Here is a 19,956-nt window from a genome sequence, read left to right as displayed (position 1 = left end):
TTATTCTAATTTCAATTCTTGGCAGAAAGCAGTTGAGGGATGGGCAGTAATTGCCTTTATGAGTTGTCTTTATCGATTTATTTAGTCTGTACCAGGTCCGTGATTAAATTTAGTACCTTTTCCAATCGCATAGAATTGACCGCCAGCAACATAGTGTATTGTACGCAATTCATCAGGAGCATCATCAAAAATCCAATGTCCGTTGTTGAATACTCGATCATCACTCCAAGCACCGACAATTTCACCCATGAAAAGATCATGTTCTTGTTCATTTTGAGCATTTGGGAGAACCTTGCATACTAGCCAGCCAGCGCAACCTTCTACTAGTGGTAAATCAAACTCTTCTTGGTAAAAGAGTGGGATATGTTCAAGTTTATTGTCCATTTCTTTAGCACTATGCTCACCAACATACAAGACCGTTTCCATTTGTTTAACAGTTGGGATATGTACTACATAGTAACCACTCTTTTCAACGAGTTCTCGTGTGAAAGCTTGTTTGCCAATAAATGCCATCACTTTATTATTTCCCACCAGACCGACCCAAGCGGCTGCCATTACATTTTCTATCCCATCGTGTTTAGCAGATATCATAGTTGTTGGACCTACTTGCAATAAACGGTATGCTTTCTTTAAATCTACAGGCTTAATTGCCATTATTCATTCTCCTCTTCATTGTTAGTTTATTTTCTTGTTGGACACTTCATTGATTAATAAGATTTAACGATTACGGTTCATAAATACTCTTCCTTCATTCCAAGCATTCCCAACCTTATCTCCTAAAGTGAAGTAGCTATTACTGAATGAATCAAAAAATAACATCCCTGTTTTCTTGGCATCAATTTTGCCTCTTTCATTTAAGACAGATTCATCTACTGCTACATTGACCATCTTGCCCACAATCGCATGGATATGACTACCTCTTACAATCTCTGCGAGTTCGCATTCGATTACCAAAGTACTCTCTTCAATAATCGGTGCATTAACGAATTTGCTCTTAGTCGCCTTCAAACCTGCTTTTGCAAATTTATCTGAAGCTATATACCCCGACACTGAGCCAAAAAAGTCTGCTTCCTTCATGAGCTTTTGAGTGGCCAGTGCAACCGTAAAGGCTCCCATCTTTTCGATATTCTCATGCGTCTTTTTATTCGTACCCACACCCAAATTGATATATCCGCCGTGATTCATCGTGCACCAGTGCAAATTCATCACATTGACAGTTCCATTCTCATCGTAAGTAGATATCATCAAAAGTGGCATGGGATAGCCATAACCAAAAGCACGTGGACTGAAATCTTTCATCGTTTAAATTACCTCCGTTCAGTTATGATGTATAGTATAATGAAAACACGAAAAAAGAATAGTATGCACTTTTTAGTGAGATACTATCAAAAAGGAGAGCGCTAAATGATTCCAATTAAAACAAAAAATGAAAAAGAAAATAGTCATCAATCATTTGTATATACCTTATCGCTAATTAGTGGAAAATGGAAATTACATATCTTATTTTTGCTATTGAAGGAAGACATTATGCGTTACGGTGAGTTGAAGAGAGCGCTTCAAGGAATTACTCACAAAATGCTTAGCAATCAATTAAAAGAGCTAGAGGCTGATTCGCTCATTACACGTCATGAATACTCACAAGTACCACCTAAAGTTGAGTACTACCTTTCAGAGCGTGGCAAGTCTCTCATCCCTGCTCTGCAAGAGCTATGCAAATGGGGAGTAGATCATATGGATGATGAACAATAAGTCACGAGTCATTCACTTCAGGTGCTATCGATTATATTGATGAAGCAGCCAAAATTACAAAGTAAAAATCTTTTTTAAGAGAGTGAGTAACCGAACTAAATAGTGAGAAACCCGAGTGAATTATAAGCTTGGGTTTCTTTTGTTTTCAAATGAAAACGTATATAAAAAGAAGACCAGAAGGCACGTTAATGCTATTTATTATGAGAGAGTGTCATAGAAGTATGGTTACTCTTGAGATAGCATATAGCAATTATTTGAAACGCTGTGTAACAATTATGTTACAAATGTGAATCGGTGATACCTTGTACTAAATACGAAATAACATGTATTTTATGAATAAATCTATGTAACATTAGTTGTGAAAGTAAAAATATGATAAAAAAACTGATAAAGCTAGATTTGTTTTTTGTCCAGATCAGCTGAAGTTTTAAAAGAAAGGCGGGCTTACCAAATGAGTCAAACATTTCAATTCCCTGATGGTTTTTTGTGGGGAGGTTCCGTCGCTGCGAACCAAATTGAGGGTGCATATAACGAGGATGGGAAGGGACTATCCATTCAGGATATTATGCCAAATGGTATTCAGACACCTCCAACTGCTGAACCTACCGAAGACAATATGAAGTTGGTTGGCATCGACTTTTACCATCGATACAAAGAAGATATTAAGCTCCTTGCCGAAATGGGCTTCAAAGTTTTTCGTACGTCTATAGCTTGGTCCAGAATTTTCCCAAAAGGGGATGAACTTGAGCCAAACGAAAAAGGTCTCCAATTTTACGACAACGTTTTTGATGAGTGCCTGAAATACGGGATTGAACCTCTAGTTACGATCTCTCACTATGAGACCCCTTTACATCTCGTTAGGGAATATGATGGCTGGGTAAATCGAAAAATGGTTGATTTCTTTGAACGATATGTGCGAACCATTTTTGAGAGATACAAAGACAAAGTAAAGTATTGGCTCACATTTAATGAGATTAATTCTATTCTTGAACATCCGTTTGCAAGTGGTGGGATTAATACGCCTAAGGATCAACTTAGCCAACAGGATCTGTACCAAGCAGTTCATCACGAGTTTGTTGCAAGCGCACTGGCGGTTAAAATAGGGCATGAAATTAACCCAGAGATAAAAGTGGGTTGTATGGTCATTGCTATGCCGATTTACCCATTGACTCCTGATCCTAATGATATGATCAGAGTGATGGAGGCGGATCATAAGAACACAGGTTTTACGGATGTTCACGTACGTGGTTATTACCCAGGTTACATGAAACGTTATATGAAAGACAACGGAATTAATATTCACTTTGAACCTGGTGACGAGGAAATTTTGAAAAATACCGTTGATTTTATTTCCTTTAGCTACTATCAAAGTAGTTGTGAAACGGCTGATCCTGCCAAGCAAATTAAAGGAGAAGGAAACCTGATTGGTGGTGTCCCTAATCCACTCTTGACCGCGAGTGATTGGGGTTGGCAGATCGACCCTCAAGGCTTAAGGTACATTATGAATGCTATGTATGATCGTTATCAGAAGCCATTATTCATCGTTGAAAATGGATTAGGAGCCGTAGATGAACTGATTACGGACGAAAATGGTAACAAAACCGTTATTGATGATTATCGCATTAAATATTTGAAGGAGCACTTGCTTCAAGTTGCCGAAGCCATTCAAGATGGTGTCGAATTGATAGGATATGCATCATGGGGTTGTATTGACTTGGTTAGCGCAACAACTGCACAATTAAAAAAACGATACGGATACATTTATGTGGATCGTCATGATGATGGTTCAGGAACATTGGAACGCTATCGTAAAAAGTCCTTCTACTGGTATAAAGATGTTATTCAGAGCAACGGAAGCAGCTTATTTCGTGAATAGCACTAGGCGTTAATTGTTGGAAAACCGCTAAAATAACAAAGGGCCGCAAGTTAGCGGCTCTTTGTTATTCTAAAGATTGATATCTGAATGATTAGGGAGTAGAAAATGAGAAAAAAAGTGTTTTTAGTTATTGCATTATTTGTTGCTACATTGAATTTGCGCCCAGCAATTAATTCCATATCTCCGCTGTTAGATACGATTCGGGAAGATTTGGGGATGAGCGCTGCACTAGCCAGTTTGCTAACGTCAATACCTGTACTATGTATGGGTGTGTTTTCACCTTTTGCCGTAAAAGCAAGTGGGAGATGGGGAATAGAACGAATCATTGGATATTCCCTGATTGTGGTGGGACTCGGAATAGCCACTCGGCTATTCACACAGTCTACTTCCGTTTTACTTTTATCTGCATTAATCGTAGGTATCGGGATCGCTTCGATTGGCCCGTTAACTTCAGGCTTTATTAAAAAGTATTTTCCCGATCATGTTCCATCTATGATTGCACTCTATAGCATTGCAATCACTATAGGGGCTGCGGGCAGTTCAATGGTATCCATTCCATTAGAGGCATATTTCAATTCTTGGCAGATAGCAGTAGGGGGATGGGCAGTAATTGCCTTTGTGTCAGCGATCATTTGGTGGATCATAGTGAAGCCTAGATCTGAATCTGCTCATGGGAGCGAAATAAAAAAACGTCCACAAATTAAACTTCCCTGGGGTAATAGAAACGCATGGATTCTTACACTCTCATTTGGATTAATGGCGATGTTGTTTTATGCCTTTACAGCGTGGCTCCCATTAATGATTCAGGAAATGGGGTATAGCAAGTCCTATGCAACGCTATGTCTGACCATATTTGTTGTCATCCAAATTCCGATTAGCTTTGTACTTCCTGTACTATTGAAGCATTTTCCTTCAAGAAGAGTATGGTTGGTTGGTGAGTCTCTGATCATGATTGTTGGGTTGATTTTATTGATGATAAATTTCATACCTATGGCTTCTGTTGTATTCTTTGGAGTTGGAGCAGGGGGCTTGTTCACTTTAAACCTGATGTTACCGATTGATTCTACAAACAATGTGAACGATGCGACTTCATGGTCAGCGATGCAGCAATCTGCCGGGTATGTTATTGGCGCAGTAGGTCCAATACTGTTAGGGTGGATTCATGATGCATTCAATAGTTTCACACCAGCTATAATTGGAATGATCGTGATCATCATCCTAATGATTATGATGCAAATTGCAGCAACACGAGGAAAGCAAGTAATCGTAAAAGCCTAAAGTAAGCATCCATTTGAGGGCTAAAGCAAACACAAAGAGAGTCGAGATGACTCTCTTTGTGTTTGCGTAAATTTAGAAAGAATGGGTGCTCTCTTATAACTCTTATTCTAGTTTTGTAATAAGATTGTAAACCTCTTTACCTAGCCATTCTAATAAGAAAATCACAGGTGTGTGTGTAGTGAGGTCAATACTTCCGAGATACTCTTCTTTTACATAATAAGGAATACATACATCTGAAATTTTAGCCATGGTAGATTGGCGATTATTCGTAATTGCAATAATTTTATGCTTATCCTGCTTGATCCGTTGGAGATAAGGTTGAACATATGGGTTTTCACCTCGTGTAGACAAAGCAATCGTAATACTGTCTTTTTGAATTCTCGTATGAATAGGATAATGAGGATCTTTTATGTACATAGAGAATATCCCTAAATTTGAAAATAACCTAGCTCCATACTCACCCATTACTCCAGAGCTTCCGATACCAATAAAAATGACATTACTAGCTGTAGCAATTAATTTCGCTGCTGCTGAAATTTTTTCCACCAATTCAGGAGATTGAGAATGTTCAAAAAACGCATACACTGCATGATGAGGACTTTTCAACTCTTGCTTCGTTAATTTATCTTTTTGGGAAACGAGCATCTTAAGTTTTACTTTAAATTCTGAAAATCCCTCACATTGATTTTTTCTGCAAAATCGCAAAATTGTGGCTGTAGATACATGAGTTTCATCGGCAAGCTCTCTAATACGCATGTACGCCACTTTCTCCATGTTCTGAGAAATATAGTTGTATAAAGATAGTTCCAATTCATTATAGGACGAGATCTGCTCACTGGTGAACATGGATATACACTTCCTTAGACGATAATAATTAAGAATAGGTAATCTGTCTAGGCAGTATACATTACCTTTTTCTAAAAAACAAGGTGTTACATTTTTGTTACAAAGTTCATTATTTGTTATAGCAAACAAAATACTTAAAAAATATATATTTCCTTCTCTACACTGAGTAGAATGACTTTATAACATATGTTTCTTACTCCCATTAGAACTGGCTAGACGCGTCCATGGTCAGAGAACGAAGGGGACAAATAATAAAACCTTAATATACGTCGAAGGAGCCTACACTATGGATAAACAACAACTGTCCAAAGAGATTCTCAAACTGGTTGGTGGCGAAGAAAATATCGATCAAGTTACTCATTGTATGACTCGACTGAGATTCAATCTAAACAATAACGACCAAGCGGATAAAGCAACGTTAAAAAATATACCTGGCGTTATGGGTGTAACTGAAAACGGTGGACAGTTTCAGGTGATTATTGGAAATGAAGTTTCCGATGTGTATAAAGCACTAGTGAGCAACATGAGCAAGATCCCTAATGGAGAGGGTGCTCCAAAAGTCGAAAAAAAACATAGGAATCCGATCAGTGCATTATTTGATTTCATCTCGGGCATGTTCACGCCAATCCTTCCAGCAATAGCTGGCGCAGGGATGATCAAAGGGATCATATCCATTCTGGTGGCTGTTGGTTGGATGAGCAATACAAGTTCAACCTATACCATTTTGTCCGCCGTTGGCGATGGTGCATTCTACTTCCTGCCTATACTTCTGGCCGTTAGTGCTTCGAAGAAAATGGGTAGCAATGTTTATGTGGGAGCTGCATTAGCGGCTGGTCTTATGCATCCTACCATTACAACCTTGTTTCAAGGGGGTAATACATCGTTTGCAGGCATTACAGTTATTGCTACATCCTATGCCTCATCGGTTATTCCCATCATCATCGCAATCTGGATCACTGCTTACGTGGAGAGAGCGATAGACCGTATAACGCATCCTTCACTCAAAATGATTATTGTACCAACTATGACATTACTTATTATGGTACCACTAACCTTGATCGCAATTGGGCCACTTGGTGGTATTATTGGAAACGGTTTATCTGGAGGTATTAGCTGGTTATTTGATAACGCATCCATTTTGGCAAGTATTTTAATTGGTGGCACGATGTCTGTACTGATTATTACAGGCATGCATTATGCACTGTTGCCGATTGCAGTTGGTTCGATTGCAGCGCTTGGTTACGATTTTATCGTTCCGATAATGTTCGCAGCTAATATGGCACAGGGTGGTGCTGCATTTGGTGTTGGCTTCAAGTCCAAAAACACCGAAACCAAATCACTCTCATATTCTACAGGACTGACTGCTCTTATGGGAATTACGGAGCCAGCCATGTACGGAATTAACATGAAATTCAAAAAACCATTTATTGCAGCACTTATTGGAGGCGCAGCCGCTGGTGCGTTTCTGGGAGCCTTTTCTGTTAAAGCCTATTTCATTAGCACTGTAGGTCTTCCGGGAGTTGCCTCATATATGGGTCCAGACGTTGGTAACCTGCTCTATGCATTAATCGCTGCTGCAATTGGCTTTGTTGTAGCTAGCGTAGTTACTTATGTGCTAGGCTTTCAGGAAGAGGCAGCTGCACCATCAGCAACGTCTGCAACTGTACCAGTAGTAACAGAAGACACTAAATTACAAGACGTACAAATATTCAGCCCTATGAATGGGGAAGTTAAGCCACTTAGCCTAGTACCTGATCCTGCCTTTTCTGAAGAAATGATGGGTAAAGGATTTGCAATTCAACCTACTGAAGGACGTGCAGTTTCTCCAGTTAATGGCACAGTAATGACTGTCTCCAAGAGTGGACATGCTATTGGTCTCGTAAGTGATCTTGGCGCAGAAATGCTGATTCACATTGGAATTGATACTGTCAAGTTGAAAGGCCAATTTTTCTCGCCAAAGGTAGAGGCAGGAACTAAAGTATCCGTAGGTGATCTATTGATGGAATTTGACCGTGAAGAGATCGAAAAAGCGGGTTATAACATGATTACACCTGTCATTATTACAAACATAAAACAATATACTGAGATTCAATCGGCTGGTCATACCACAATTCATGAAAAAGAATTGATGTACACAGTCAAAGTCTAATATGGTGATATCAAAAACGGCAGTGATTCCAGATAATTTCTGGAACGCTGCCATTTTTGTCATAAAAAAACTGTGTTACATCGTATCTTATTTTTGAAATAGAGATTACTCTCTATTATTATTTAGACGTCAAATCTGGAATGGTCTCTGCTGGGAGTTCATGAGTATTTCGGAGTGGAGACAAGATAACCCATAAAGGGGCGAGTAGCATTCCTATCGTTGCTAGGAATAACGTCTCACGAATGCCGAGTACCTCTCCCATAATTCCGCCTAATAACGCACCGAGCGGAATTCCCCCCCATGTAAGAAGACGGCTTGCGGACATTGCCGTAGCCCTCATGTTCTCTGGAATGATAGTTTGACGAAGGGTAATACAGTTTACATTTGACAGTCCAAGCCCAATTCCATTGATTAGAAATCCAGTTAAGATTATAACGATTCTCGTGTTGGTGGTCCCACTCGCAAGGGGAACTAATAGAAGAGAACTGCATCCAACAATCATTGACCATACCGTGGCAGGACCTATACCGATCTTAGTGATAGCCTTTTTGGCTAGGATTGATCCGATCAATGCTCCGACTCCTCCAAATGAGAAAAAGATGCCGAGCGTGATCTCGCTAAGCTTCAACTGCTGTTGGACATATACGAAGAGGAGAGTTGTAAACGCTTGGGAAAAAAAGTTGTATGTAGCCGCCTCTCCTATAATAGCTCGAAGAGTAGGATTACGTAGAGTGAACATCAAACCGTTTTTAATAGCTTTGGGGATGGAAAGGCTTTTTCTATTCTCAGTAGGTTGTTCTACGGTTTTAATAGCTACTAGCATAATTGCAGAGAACAAGTAAGAAAATGAGTTGACCACCAAGGCAAGCATTGGGCCTAATAGCTTAATCAGAAAACCGCCGATTCCTGGACCTGCTGTGGTTGCCACCGAAGAACTTGCGATCAACTTAGCGTTAGCTTCAACCAATCGATTTTGATGAATTAGTTTGGGGATATACGGGTGGAAAGCCGCATCGAAAAGAACAGTACAAGTTCCTATTAGGAACGCACATATGCACATGATTCCGATCGATAGTCCGTTTAACCAGTACATTACAGGAATGCCAAGCAAAAAGAAGGCTCTCCCAAGGTTCGCAAAGATGAGCACTCTTCTCTTTGAAGTACGATCAACTATTACTCCTGCGAACAATGATAGGAGGAAAGGTAAGAAGCTAAAAGCATTCAAGAGACCAAGCTCGAATGATGAAACTTGCAGTAGCGAAATCGCAGCCAAAGGCAAGCCAATTATGCTTATCTGCGCCCCCATGTAGGATATTGTTTCGCCAACCCACAACTTCCCAAAGTCTGTGAAGCGGAGTGAACGCCTTTTTCTTGCATTATATCTCAAAGTATAACCCCCTATAATCATATTTGGTGGTTATATTTTATATGGGTTAAATATAACTGTCAATTATTAATGTTGATGGTTATAATGATGAAGGGGGGATGAAGATGTCCGAGCCGAGTCATATCTATAAATTATCTATTTTGAACGAGATATTGTGTCTAGATTTTGTAAATACAGTGGGTTGGCATGAGAGCGAGTCTCCTTCCGAGTGGCTACGAGATTTGAAGGATTTAGCGACTTGGGGTGTTCGTATCAGTTGTTTAACGAAAGAAGAGGCAGAAGAGTTGGGGCGTTTTGAGGAACAAGAACCCTCGTTAGCCAATCTTAAATATAAGCAATTCATAACACTTCGAGAAGCGATGTTTCGAATCTTTCGTGCGATAGTGCGGGGGGATTTGGCTCCTGCTGAGGATCTCGCAGAGTTAAATTCGCACCTTGAACTATATAGACATTTAACTCTTGTGGAGCCAACACCAGGACAATTCACTCTTAGTCTCTCTAGTGCTTCCATTTCACCATTGGAACGAATGAAAGGCGAACTGGTTCGTTCTGCGGTGGATTTGTTACTTTCGAAGGACTTGAAGTATCTGAAGCAATGCCACGGAGGAGAGTGTGGCTGGTTGTTCATTGATACAAGTCGTAACCACAGTAGGCGTTGGTGTTCCATGACTGATTGTGGCAACAGGTCTAAGGCTAAGCGTCATTATCATAAGAAGAGTTCTGAATAGATTGTAAGCCGCTAACTTAGCGGCTTTTTTTAGGCTTTAGCCAGTTGAGTGCTTGAAAAGTGCGAAACATATAACCACCCGCATTGAATGCACCTCCAAAGTTAGATAAAGTGTCTAACTTTGGAGGTTCAGTTCACTATGCTGGTGGTTTTGATTTTATCGTCACATGTTTATGAAAGACTTAAAAATTGGTCTGCAAATAAATGCATACAGTGGTACTTAAAACATTCAAAATGTTCATGTTAGCATAAATCTAACAGCATGCTGTATTAAATGCACATTAATCATAGCTATGATTATCCAACATCAGCAAGGGCTTTGAGTTGGAATGAAAGGAGAGCATATGAATACAGCAGATCTCGCAACGAACAAAATAGGCAAGCTGCCTTACGTTATTGCGATATCATTTATTTTATTCATGGTTAGTTTATCTGTACAGTTACAACATTCAGAAATCATTTTACCAGAAGTTGCAGCGATGGCTATAGCTATGTGGGTATACAGAGAACCAGGGTGGATCAGACGTCCATCCATCATTGGAGTGGCCTACAGGAACGTACAACATCGTAGATGATGAACCTGCTAAAGGTACAGAGTGGCTACCCGTGTATGCAGACGTATTAAACGTACCTAGACCAGAAATCCAAGCCGGTTCGAGTCCGTGGGAGAGAGGCGCTTCGAACAGCAAAGCCAAAAACGAGTGTGGTTGGGAACTTGAGTATCCGACCTGGAGAACAGCGTTTTTCAAATCTTTACGTTAACCTCAATTATTAATATAATTTATAGAAGTTAGGAGGATTGATCTGATGCTAATCAGAGAAGCAAGTATAAAAGACTATCCAGAATTGAGACAAATTTATCTAGATTCCCGTCTTGGGAGTTTTCATTGGGTCAACACAGATGAAATGACGCTTGATGATTTTGACCGGGATACATTGGAAGAACAAATCCTTCTGGCAGAGGAGAACGCCAAAGTTCTTGGATTTGCCTCATTGTATGTCCCTAACCGATTTATTCATAATTTGTTTGTACACCCTACTGCTGCCGGCAAAGGTGTTGGCGATTTGCTACTCAAAGGGGCTATAGCCGAACTGGGAACGCCAGTCACATTAAAATGTGTCTCCGAAAATACAAAAGCATTGAATTTCTATAAGAAGAGGGGTTTTAAAGCCGTTGTCGAGGAAGGAGAGCCCGGAGCGAAATATTGGGTCATGGTTTATGAATAAATCTTGATGCAACACTTGGTCTAGGGAACCTTCTTAATAGAGTTGTCAGAAAACCTGTCATGGGAGTATTATGAAATACAGAAGGTTAAGGGGTATAATTCATACTTTATATTAATAGGAGGGGTTGCGGTGAAGATTCTTGTAGATGATTTGAGTGGGGCACAAGTGATTGGATTAATTGCAGAACATCTGCAAGGAATGGCAGAGGACTCTCCACCTGAGAGCATTCATGCCCTTAATCTGGACGGGTTGAGGAAGCCGGAAATTACATTCTGGTGTGCATGGGAGGATGAAGAGCTTCTTGGCTGTGGGGCTATCAAGGAATTGGACAAAGAGCATGCAGAACTCAAATCGATGCGGACAGCTAAGAAGCATTTGCGCAAAGGTGTAGCTAGAAATATTCTTGCTCATATTATTGAAGTGGCTATAAGTCGAGGGTACAAACGGATCAGTCTCGAGACTGGCTCCTTGGATTCATTCATCCCAGCTCACAAGCTGTATGAAGATTTTGGCTTCACGTATTGTGAGCCATTTGCAGATTATATCCTCGATCCGAATAGTTTTTTTATGACGAAGGAACTGTAGTACCGTTTTAAAAATATTTAAAACGTCCAGGGAATTTATAGAACGTTTAAAACCTTCAAAAACTTTATTATATAAACTTGAAGAACAGCATTCTGTAGTACTGAGGATGCTGTTCTTTTGCGTATTATACGCTATCCCTTCAAGAGCGAAAAGATGCAAAAGTGCTGTAATTCCATTCATGGTTATTGTATCAAAAGACATATAGCGAATCTAACATAAGCACCTTGAATTGGCCGTCTTTATGCAATTTCTCTAAAAAAGTATTATACTTCAATTAAATTTCTAGTAAATTTCCCCGGAGAAGTCCCAACCAGCTTAGTGAAACTTCGAATGAAATTCGCATAATCTCTAAAACCCGATTGATAACAGGCCTCTGTAATACTCATGCCCTCGGATAGATAATATTTAGACAACTCTATACGGCGACTGAGTACATATGCTCGAATAGTTAATCCTGTATGTTTTTTAAATTGCCGACTGATATAAGCACTGTTCATACATAAAGCTTCTGATAAATGCTTAAGTGTCAATTCTCCCGCAAGGTTAGCTTCAATATAATCCATCGTGTTTCGAACTAGTTTGGGCATTATATCTGTAGGAACAAAGCTTGTATTCTGAAACACGAGATTTATCACAAGCAGCAACTGAGCAATCTGTATATTGGCTTTAATATCTGCTCCATAATCACTTGACGTGAGAATCTGCTCAAGCTCTCTAGTTAGTTGCAATACCTGATGCAATTGAGCAGATTCAAGGTGTATTATATTGGCCTTGCCCTTAGGACGAAAATCGAAGCATGCGGACAAGTTGGTACTCGAGGTAGACAAGCGGTTCAGATATGATTTTTTTAGATTAATAGTTATACGCTCATATTCGTGTTTGTCCAGTGCAAAAGATCGGTGCATCTCCTCCGGAGTAAGAATGATAAGGTCGCCAGGTTGTAGATGGTAACAACGATTTTCGATATAAAAATTAACATTTCCACGAAGGAATAAATATAACTCATATGCATCATGACGATGATAAAACGTGCCCATATTGTAAGTAGTGACACGATGAAGATACAACATCTCAGTGTGAATGGGATCAAATAGATATTCTGAAGATTGATTCATACCAGTCAAACATCTCCTTGTTATTTCGCGCAATAAATATAGTGATTTGTGCAATGAAATTGCAAATGTGAACCTATAAAATGTTATTATCCTAGCATGATGATGCAAAAAATACAAGCGCTATCAAATATGCGTGAACGACTTGATTGGAGGAGAATATGGAACTGACTTTTTCTGCACGAAGCAGAACACAGATAACTATGGACTATACATCTTTGGCAGACAATAGTCTGGAGGCAAATGTTGATTTCGTAGAAGGGTTGGGGAGCGCAAAGGATCCTTGTCGTGTCAAGGTGAAGATTCACAACTATGGAGAACAAGCATGGTCAGGGATTATACATGTGGAATTACCGTTTAAGAAACAAAATCCACGTTTTTTTCTCCCTGCATTTATGTATGGTCGTAACCGTGGAGAAGCACCGCAAAATGTTCCAAATGAGTTTCCGAGATTACGGGAAGGCAATCCGTCACGACCTTCGTCGCCGTGGTGGATGGTACGAAGTGATCGGCTGTCACATCCGGTTGCAATGGTCTATGATGAGTGTCGTGTATATGGTATATGTGCAAGCCCTTACTGGATTAGCAGTGGAAAGGGCAAGCAACAGTGGCAACCTGGGTTGAATGGGGAGTTTATTCAATACAGTGGATTTACTTGCTCCATTGAAAAAGGTTCAGTTGGATACACATTGGGGTATGAGAACGCACCATTATTATTTATCAAATCAAGGCTTGTTTATGAGCGTGCTGATCTTGCAGAAAACTGCTTCGAACTGGCTGCTGAAGAGACGGTTGAACTCACCTTAGATCTGTATGATTATGAGTCATCATCAGAGCTTGGTATTAATTCTGCAATCGAAGCGATTTATGATCGGTATCATGAGCCGCCAAGAAAAGGTAGTGATATTCATACAACAGTATTAGATTTATCCAAAGCTATCTACGAATATGCTTGGTTACCAGAGGATCGTCATTACTCTACCTTTGTGTATGAGGATGCTAAAACCGGAGGCTACCGGTACAATAAAATTATCTCCATCAGTTGGACGAATGGTATGGCCATCGCTGCACCAATGCTTATGGCTGCTCTAAGGTTGAATGACGAACCCATGCGGCAACAGGCGCTGTCTTGTATTACAAATATTATCGAAAATGCTATGAATCCTGAATCCGGTCTCCCTTATGATGCCTATCAGGATGGTACATGGCACATAAAAGGGTGGTGGTTCGACGGAATGAGGACTCCAGGACATTCTGCGTACCTAGTAGCTCAGGCCATGTTTTATATCCTGAAGTGCTATGATTATGAGCTGCGAATTCGCAATTATAGACACGATGATTGGCTTATATACGTCAAGCAGGTACTTGATCGTATGGAACGTACTAAAAATACAGATGGAGAGTATCCGATCATCTTGTCTGAGAGAACAGGTGCTGGGCTCGAATATGATGCATTCAGCGGTGTCTGGTGTCTCGCAGCCATGGCTTACTATAAATGGTTAACCAAGGATTCATTGTCCATGGAGGAGCTTAGATTTAGTGAAGCCCATTATTATGATACGTACGTCAAACATATGGAATGTTACGGTGCTCCGCTGGATGCGGATAAATCGGTTGATTCGGAAGGTATCTTGGCTTATATAAAAGCGGTTCGTTATTTGCATGCTTTGACTGGTGAAGAACTTTTCCTCGATCATATGAGAGACGCTATCTGTTATGAGTTCAGTTTTAAGTTTTGTTACAATTCGCCGGTAAAGATTCCGCCACTCAGCACATTAAATTGGTCAAGTTCCGGCGGAAGTGTTACTTCAGTAGCTAATCCACATATTCACCCCATGTCTAGCAACCTCGTAGATGAGCTATTTTACTATCTTCAGCTGCGGGAGGATCATTATATTTTTCAGCGCATGATGGATACGATAAACTGGGGGTGTCAGACTTATAATCGCTATGATCAGGAATTTGGCTTTGGGAAAAAAGGATGGATGTCAGAACGTTTCTGCCATTCTGAAGGACTTGTCACCGAAAAATATGCGGATGGTACTCCGGCCAGCACCTGGTTTTGTCTAATGCCTTGGGCAAGTAGTTCGATTATTGAAGGGTTAGCAGGTGATTACTGGGAACAGACATTCAGGACAAAACTTGATTAAGGATACGACGCATACTATAGAAAACAACTTATCGATTTAGAAATTTCATAAAGTCGCTATTTACGCTTTTTTATTCAGGCTTTAGCCAGTTGGGTGGTGAAACGCACGAAATATGAAACCACCCTCTGAGCGGATGGAGGGAGCGAGGTTTGTTCCAAATAAGATCATTCCAATAAAATTGAGGGGTTTAGGCTCAGAAAAGGAATGATCTTAAGTTGTGAGTATCGATGACCTAGATCTCAATAAACATGCTACAAAAAAGCCGCTATTATAGCGGATTTTTGAGTTATTGCATTTTTGCGTCAAAGCTTACTAAGCATTTTCTTGTTCCTCAAGCAGTTGTCTCAATTTTTGACGCTGCCGTTTCTCCTTCATACGACGTTCTCTGTCTTCAGCCTGCAAAGCCTTGAGTAATGATACACACATTCCAATAAGAACCACAGCGAACGGCAGCGCCGCTACAATGGAGGCCGTCTGAAGACCGTTTAACCCTCCGCTGATTAACAGTACTACCGCAATGGCAGATTGCATAATGCCCCAGGTTAATTTCACTTTTGTACTTGGATCAAGCTTGCCATCTGAAGTCAGCATGCCCAGAACAAAAGTAGCCGAATCAGCTGAGGTAATAAAGAAGATCATGATCAGGAGGGTGGCGATGAATGCTACGATTGTGCCCAATGGCAGTTGCTCCAGCATTAGGAATAAAGCTGTAGTCGTATCTTCCTTGACGGCTTCCGCCAGTTGGGCTGCATCGAACAATTCAAGATGAAGCCCTGTTCCGCCAAACACCGAAAACCAGATGAATCCAAAAAGACTTGGAATAACCATGACGTAAATTACAAATTCCTTTACAGTTCTTCCTTTGGATACCCTCGCAATAAAGGTGCCGACAAATGGAGCCCACGCGATCCACCATGCCCAGTAAAACAACGTCCATACTCCAATCCACGTATCTCTTGAGAACGGCGTTAATCTTAAGCTCATATTAATAATATTTTGCATGTAGCTGCCCAAGGTTGTTGTGAACGTGTCAAATATAAACGTAGTCGGACCCGTCACCAATACAAACAGCATCAACAACACAGCGATCACCAGGTTGGTGTTACTCAGAATCTTGATACCTCTATCCAGGCCGGAGGTTGCGGATATTAAATACAGTACCGTTACTACGCAAATAATGACGACCTGGATTGTGGTTGAGTTAGGGATACCAAATAAGTAATTCAGACCCCCACCGATCTGAAGTGCCCCCAATCCAAGCGAGGTCGCTACACCAAAGATTGTGGAAATGACCGCCAGAATGTCAATGAACTTGCCAAGCCAGCCTGCAGCCAAACGCTCACCGATCAGAGGAATAAATGTGGAACTGATCAGTCCTTTGTAACCTTTCCGGAACTGGAAGTAAGCCAGCGCTAGGCCAATAACAGTATAGATAGCCCAAGGATGAAGCCCCCAGTGGAAGAAGGAATAGCGCATGGAGAGTCTTGCGGCTTGTGTTGTTCCAGCTTCTGCTCCCTCCGGCGCAGATAAATAGTGGGATAGCGGTTCGGCAACTCCCCAGAAAACCAGTCCAATACCCATACCAGCGCTAAACAGCATAGATAGCCAGGAAATCGTCGAATATTCCGGTTCATCATCGTCATCGCCCAGTCTGATACCGCCAAATCGACTAAATGCCAGATAGAAAGCGAAGATCAGGAAGAATAGTGTCGCCAGCAAATAAAACCAGCCAAAGTTCTGAATAGAGAAGTTGTAGGCTGTGTTCGCTACATTCGCCAGCTGATCAGGAGCCACGGCTCCCCAGATTGCAAACAGTGAAACGATAATTATTGTGATTGTAAATACCATGAAGGAACCTCCGTTATGTATGCTTCAGCCAACTGTTCCTTAGTATGTGCTAGTCCATCTTGTAATCATACGAAAAGCAAGCTGTTGATAAAATAAAACTAACCGACGTAGTTTGAAACATCTTAGGTTTATTTTTCTCCATATTGACATCTAAATTGACATCTAATCGATTAGATGAGCAACAACATAAAATACGGTGTGATTTAACTCTCAACAGCATATTATAGCATAGTTTTCTGTTTTTAAATGAAATAGTAGCGTGATAGTAATAAAAACGTCTGCTTTAGCCCAGTAGTAACGTTTGCAAATCGTATTGTATAATAATATATTTGTATAGTATGATGAACGAAAGGAAGTGTTACTTCTTGGATGCTATACACATTAGGATAGGAAATAACCTGCAGCGTATTAGAAAACATAGGCAGTTAAGCTTAGATAAGCTTGCTGATTTAACTAAGGTTAGTAAAGGTATGCTTCATCAAATTGAGCGAGGAGAAACTCAGCCCACAGTGACAACTGTCTGGAAAATTGCTACGGGGCTTAATATTTCGTTTTCATCTCTACTTAAAGTAGATGAGGCAGTAGTATCCATTGCAACTCGAAAAGAAATTCCAGATTTAACAGAAGATAATGGAAAGTGTAGAGTATACTTAATGTTTCCATTTGACCCCCAAACTCGTATTGAAACGTTTACGATTATTCTTAGTCCTACTTGTAACTATGATTCACTCCCTCACAATGATGGGGTTCAAGAGTACATCACAGTTATTTCTGGAGAGTTTAATCTACAGATTAAGGATGAAATTTACGCCTTACAAGAAGGACAGGCTATAAGATTTACAGGTAATGTTGAACATCGTTATATAAATAAATCGGATGAAGATGTGATGATACAGGTTGTTATGTATTATGCGGAAGCTTGAAAAACATGTAATGATTAGGGGGTATAAAAGTTGATAAGTCAACTTAAAGATAGCGCACAACAGGTTCAAAACAAACTAATAGAGTTGGGATATGCAAATAAAGTTATAGAACTACCTGACAGTACACGAACTGCACAGGAAGCTGCAGATGCAATAGGTTGCGAGGTTTCAAATATAGCTAAGTCAATTATCTTTCGACTTAAAAATAACGATAAACCGTTATTGGTTATAGCCAGTGGAGTAAATCAAATTAATATAAAACAAATTAACACCCATCTTAATGATAAATTAGGAAAAGCTGACGCTGATTTTGTACGTGAACATACAGGATTTGTTATTGGAGGTGTACCACCTTTAGGACATGTAGAGTCAATTCTCACTTTTATTGATGAAGACTTGTTACAATTCAGAGAGATATGGGCAGCTGCTGGACATCCAAGAGCAGTGTTTCGGTTAACACCTGAAGAATTAGTGCAAATGACAAAAGGACAAGTAATCTGTGTAAAATAGTGCTGAAGCGAGCCGTTGACCGAGGAGAGGTGTTGGACAAAGCAGTTACACGCAGGAACTAACAGAAGAGGAGCTCTCATTTGAAGGGCTCCTCTTCTGATATGTCTCCCCCAGCTACGTAAGCATGGATCACTTTAATCATTGATTGGTATACCCGCAGCCGTTAAATGTCCATGAGTTAAAATTTTTCCAAATTGAGACGCAAGTTCACTCGGAGTATACGAAAAATCATTTTTAACCCACCATATTACAATGCCCATAAAAGTAGATGCGATATATTGAAGTAATAATTCCTTTGAAATCTTCAGGGGAATATCATCCAAGCCATCTTCCACTGTATTTTTTATAATTTCCTCCATTTTTGATTGAAAACCATAAATTCTGTTCTCATCCAGTAAGAATGCTTTGTAAAAGGGGATATTGTCCTTAATTTTCTCCAGTATGGTTTGCATCAGTTGTTCAAGCATAGCGCCACTTATAGTAGATTTACTACTCGAACAAAGCTTGAGTGTACTCTTTAACTCATCTAATAATTCGTCCATAGATACATTTAACAAATCGGGTTTGTTCTGATAATGAAGGTAAAATGTATTTCGGTTAATCATCGCCTTATCGGCTATATCTTGGATCGTAATTCCTTCGTACCCCTTTTCATTAAGAAGTTCTATAAACGCCTTTTTTATCGAAAGCTTGGAGCGAATGATACGCAAATCGGTTTTTTTGTTCATCATGACCCGTTCCCTTAACTTTTTTTTGTTAGATATACGACATTTGAGTTGAAACTGTATTTTATCTCTCAAAATCAAAAATATTAAACATTGAAGACTGACCTTTTATTAATCATAATAAACAAAAGATAAATATACAACACATTGCTCATTATTTATCTGATTGATAATTAACTCTAACTAAAGGAGAGATTTTAGATGAAAACGATAGCGATTGTTGGAGCAGGAGCAGGTTTAGGAATGTCCATTGCGAAGAAATTCGGACAAAATGGCTTCCGCGTAGCGCTTATTGCGCGAAATAAAGAAAAGTTAAACCAATTGGTTATTGAATTAGAACAATTGGGAATCGAAGCTGCTTCATTTCAAGCGGACATATTAAATAAAGAACAAATAGAGATGGCATTTGCTGCGATTAAAGAGAAATACGGATTTATTGATGTTCTTGAGTACAGTCCAACGCCGAGCTTTGACTCCGTAGCGCCAACATTAGATGTAACTGAAGAAAATGCGTTATACCAATTTCAATATAATGTTTTAGGTGCTTTATCGAGCATTAAACAAGTACTTCCGGATATGCTGGATAAGCAAAGCGGTGCGCTGTTATTTACAACTGGAGGTGCTTCAGTCCACCCAGTTCCGATGATGGGTAATGTGGGAATTGCAATCTCAGGACTTCGTAATTATATCTTTAATTTGAACAGCGAACTAGCAGACAAAGGGGTTTATGCAGGCCACCTTTCGATCGGAATCTGGATGCAAGCGAATTCGGGGGTTCAAGATAAAATCGCTGATATTTGGTACGACATGTACACCAAGAGAGACAGAGTAGAAGAATTTATAACTGAAGATAAAGTGTGAGTT

At 40.0% G+C, this 19,956-nt stretch carries 19 protein-coding genes and 1 pseudogene; 13 read left to right on the top strand and 7 right to left on the bottom strand.

Annotated elements, in window-relative coordinates:
• Positions 1-81 precede the first annotated feature (81 nt).
• Both ABE099_RS06595 and ABE099_RS06590 read right to left on the bottom strand, forming a co-directional pair.
• The gene (locus ABE099_RS06595; RefSeq protein WP_430028586.1) at positions 82-654 is read right to left on the bottom strand and encodes a flavin reductase family protein; all 573 of its coding nucleotides are present in this window, start codon (positions 652-654) and stop codon (positions 82-84) included.
• A 63-nt stretch (positions 655-717) separates the two neighbouring features.
• Positions 718-1,299 (bottom strand): flavin reductase family protein, encoded by a 582-nt coding sequence (locus ABE099_RS06590; protein WP_430028584.1) that lies wholly within the window; start codon positions 1,297-1,299, stop codon positions 718-720.
• Between the two features lie 105 nt (positions 1,300-1,404).
• Here ABE099_RS06590 and ABE099_RS06585 point away from each other — a divergent pair, with 105 nt between their 5' ends.
• The 3 genes from ABE099_RS06585 (at position 1,405) to ABE099_RS06575 (ending at position 4,903) form a co-directional block, all read left to right on the top strand.
• Positions 1,405-1,749, top strand: a complete 345-nt coding sequence (locus ABE099_RS06585) for a winged helix-turn-helix transcriptional regulator (protein ID WP_430028582.1) — start codon at positions 1,405-1,407, stop codon at positions 1,747-1,749.
• Positions 1,750-2,200: 451 nt separating this feature from the next.
• The gene (locus tag ABE099_RS06580; RefSeq protein ID WP_430028580.1) at positions 2,201-3,625 is read left to right on the top strand and encodes a glycoside hydrolase family 1 protein; all 1,425 of its coding nucleotides are present in this window, start codon (positions 2,201-2,203) and stop codon (positions 3,623-3,625) included.
• Between the two features lie 105 nt (positions 3,626-3,730).
• Complete coding sequence (locus ABE099_RS06575; protein ID WP_430028578.1) at positions 3,731-4,903, top strand: CynX/NimT family MFS transporter; 1,173 nt, start codon at positions 3,731-3,733, stop codon at positions 4,901-4,903.
• A gap of 102 nt (positions 4,904-5,005) precedes the next feature.
• Here the strand turns inward: ABE099_RS06575 and ABE099_RS06570 are convergent, their stop codons facing one another.
• Positions 5,006-5,749, bottom strand: a complete 744-nt coding sequence (locus tag ABE099_RS06570; protein ID WP_430028576.1) for a MurR/RpiR family transcriptional regulator — start codon at positions 5,747-5,749, stop codon at positions 5,006-5,008.
• Between the two features lie 286 nt (positions 5,750-6,035).
• On the opposite strand from ABE099_RS06570, the gene ABE099_RS06565 reads away from it, so the two are divergent.
• Positions 6,036-7,898: a beta-glucoside-specific PTS transporter subunit IIABC gene (locus ABE099_RS06565; RefSeq protein WP_430028574.1), complete on the top strand. Its 1,863-nt coding sequence runs from the start codon at positions 6,036-6,038 to the stop codon at positions 7,896-7,898.
• A gap of 118 nt (positions 7,899-8,016) precedes the next feature.
• Here ABE099_RS06565 and ABE099_RS06560 read toward each other — a convergent pair whose 3' ends face one another.
• Positions 8,017-9,285, bottom strand: a complete 1,269-nt coding sequence (locus ABE099_RS06560) for an MFS transporter (RefSeq protein ID WP_430028572.1) — start codon at positions 9,283-9,285, stop codon at positions 8,017-8,019.
• A gap of 104 nt (positions 9,286-9,389) precedes the next feature.
• Between ABE099_RS06560 and ABE099_RS06555 the strand changes: the two genes are divergently transcribed.
• The 5 genes and pseudogenes from ABE099_RS06555 to ABE099_RS06535 all read left to right on the top strand — a co-directional run bounded on the left by ABE099_RS06555 (position 9,390) and on the right by ABE099_RS06535 (position 11,824).
• On the top strand, positions 9,390-10,013 hold the full coding sequence (locus ABE099_RS06555; protein WP_430028570.1) for a CGNR zinc finger domain-containing protein: 624 nt from the start codon (positions 9,390-9,392) through the stop codon (positions 10,011-10,013).
• A 343-nt stretch (positions 10,014-10,356) separates the two neighbouring features.
• Positions 10,357-10,560 (top strand): annotated as a pseudogene (locus tag ABE099_RS06550) (hypothetical protein); the annotation flags it as partial.
• Entirely contained in the window at positions 10,550-10,774 is a 225-nt protein-coding gene (locus tag ABE099_RS06545; RefSeq protein ID WP_430028567.1) for a hypothetical protein, read from the top strand. The pseudogene ABE099_RS06550 and the gene ABE099_RS06545, both read left to right, overlap by 11 nt.
• A 45-nt stretch (positions 10,775-10,819) precedes the next feature.
• Positions 10,820-11,239 (top strand): N-acetyltransferase family protein, encoded by a 420-nt coding sequence (locus ABE099_RS06540; RefSeq protein WP_430028565.1) that lies wholly within the window; start codon positions 10,820-10,822, stop codon positions 11,237-11,239.
• Between the two features lie 129 nt (positions 11,240-11,368).
• Entirely contained in the window at positions 11,369-11,824 is a 456-nt protein-coding gene (locus ABE099_RS06535) for a GNAT family N-acetyltransferase (protein ID WP_430028563.1), read from the top strand.
• Positions 11,825-12,087: 263 nt separating this feature from the next.
• Here the strand turns inward: ABE099_RS06535 and ABE099_RS06530 are convergent, their stop codons facing one another.
• Entirely contained in the window at positions 12,088-12,939 is an 852-nt protein-coding gene (locus tag ABE099_RS06530) for a helix-turn-helix domain-containing protein (protein ID WP_430028561.1), read from the bottom strand.
• Between the two features lie 158 nt (positions 12,940-13,097).
• Here ABE099_RS06530 and ABE099_RS06525 point away from each other — a divergent pair, with 158 nt between their 5' ends.
• Positions 13,098-15,086, top strand: coding sequence for a hypothetical protein (locus ABE099_RS06525; RefSeq protein ID WP_430028559.1), 1,989 nt, complete (start codon positions 13,098-13,100; stop codon positions 15,084-15,086).
• Between the two features lie 312 nt (positions 15,087-15,398).
• Here the strand turns inward: ABE099_RS06525 and ABE099_RS06520 are convergent, their stop codons facing one another.
• A complete protein-coding gene (locus ABE099_RS06520) occupies positions 15,399-16,934 on the bottom strand; it encodes a glycine betaine uptake BCCT transporter (RefSeq protein WP_430028555.1) in 1,536 nt (511 codons plus the stop codon).
• Positions 16,935-17,299: 365 nt separating this feature from the next.
• Between ABE099_RS06520 and ABE099_RS06515 the strand changes: the two genes are divergently transcribed.
• Together ABE099_RS06515 and ABE099_RS06510 are read left to right on the top strand one after the other, a co-directional pair.
• Positions 17,300-17,857: a helix-turn-helix domain-containing protein gene (locus ABE099_RS06515; RefSeq protein WP_430028553.1), complete on the top strand. Its 558-nt coding sequence runs from the start codon at positions 17,300-17,302 to the stop codon at positions 17,855-17,857.
• Positions 17,858-17,887: 30 nt separating this feature from the next.
• The gene (locus ABE099_RS06510; protein ID WP_430028551.1) at positions 17,888-18,367 is read left to right on the top strand and encodes a YbaK/EbsC family protein; all 480 of its coding nucleotides are present in this window, start codon (positions 17,888-17,890) and stop codon (positions 18,365-18,367) included.
• Between the two features lie 134 nt (positions 18,368-18,501).
• Here the strand turns inward: ABE099_RS06510 and ABE099_RS06505 are convergent, their stop codons facing one another.
• Positions 18,502-19,095 (bottom strand): TetR/AcrR family transcriptional regulator, encoded by a 594-nt coding sequence (locus ABE099_RS06505; RefSeq protein ID WP_430028548.1) that lies wholly within the window; start codon positions 19,093-19,095, stop codon positions 18,502-18,504.
• A 198-nt stretch (positions 19,096-19,293) separates the two neighbouring features.
• Here ABE099_RS06505 and ABE099_RS06500 point away from each other — a divergent pair, with 198 nt between their 5' ends.
• Positions 19,294-19,953: an SDR family NAD(P)-dependent oxidoreductase gene (locus ABE099_RS06500; RefSeq protein ID WP_430028545.1), complete on the top strand. Its 660-nt coding sequence runs from the start codon at positions 19,294-19,296 to the stop codon at positions 19,951-19,953.
• The last annotated feature ends 3 nt before the right edge of the window (positions 19,954-19,956 follow it).

The organism is Paenibacillus turicensis (genome assembly GCF_050461185.1).
Classification (GTDB): Bacteria; Bacillota; Bacilli; order Paenibacillales; family Paenibacillaceae; genus Fontibacillus; species Fontibacillus turicensis_A.
Note: the sequence above shows the minus strand (reverse complement) of the source record. Positions and strands in the feature narration are given on the sequence as shown.

What these genes read in the sequence shown, in the direction of transcription:
- ABE099_RS06595 (WP_430028586.1), bottom strand. Translation starts at nt 654, where the DNA reads ATGGCAATTAAGCCTGTAGATTTAAAGAAAGCATACCGTTTATTGCAA.
- ABE099_RS06590 (WP_430028584.1), bottom strand. Translation starts at nt 1,299, where the DNA reads ATGAAAGATTTCAGTCCACGTGCTTTTGGTTATGGCTATCCCATGCCA.
- ABE099_RS06585 (WP_430028582.1), top strand. Translation starts at nt 1,405, where the DNA reads ATGATTCCAATTAAAACAAAAAATGAAAAAGAAAATAGTCATCAATCA.
- ABE099_RS06580 (WP_430028580.1), top strand. Translation starts at nt 2,201, where the DNA reads ATGAGTCAAACATTTCAATTCCCTGATGGTTTTTTGTGGGGAGGTTCC.
- ABE099_RS06575 (WP_430028578.1), top strand. Translation starts at nt 3,731, where the DNA reads ATGAGAAAAAAAGTGTTTTTAGTTATTGCATTATTTGTTGCTACATTG.
- ABE099_RS06570 (WP_430028576.1), bottom strand. Translation starts at nt 5,749, where the DNA reads ATGTTCACCAGTGAGCAGATCTCGTCCTATAATGAATTGGAACTATCT.
- ABE099_RS06565 (WP_430028574.1), top strand. Translation starts at nt 6,036, where the DNA reads ATGGATAAACAACAACTGTCCAAAGAGATTCTCAAACTGGTTGGTGGC.
- ABE099_RS06555 (WP_430028570.1), top strand. Translation starts at nt 9,390, where the DNA reads ATGTCCGAGCCGAGTCATATCTATAAATTATCTATTTTGAACGAGATA.
- ABE099_RS06540 (WP_430028565.1), top strand. Translation starts at nt 10,820, where the DNA reads ATGCTAATCAGAGAAGCAAGTATAAAAGACTATCCAGAATTGAGACAA.
- ABE099_RS06530 (WP_430028561.1), bottom strand. Translation starts at nt 12,939, where the DNA reads ATGAATCAATCTTCAGAATATCTATTTGATCCCATTCACACTGAGATG.
- ABE099_RS06525 (WP_430028559.1), top strand. Translation starts at nt 13,098, where the DNA reads ATGGAACTGACTTTTTCTGCACGAAGCAGAACACAGATAACTATGGAC.
- ABE099_RS06520 (WP_430028555.1), bottom strand. Translation starts at nt 16,934, where the DNA reads ATGGTATTTACAATCACAATAATTATCGTTTCACTGTTTGCAATCTGG.
- ABE099_RS06505 (WP_430028548.1), bottom strand. Translation starts at nt 19,095, where the DNA reads ATGAACAAAAAAACCGATTTGCGTATCATTCGCTCCAAGCTTTCGATA.
- ABE099_RS06500 (WP_430028545.1), top strand. Translation starts at nt 19,294, where the DNA reads ATGAAAACGATAGCGATTGTTGGAGCAGGAGCAGGTTTAGGAATGTCC.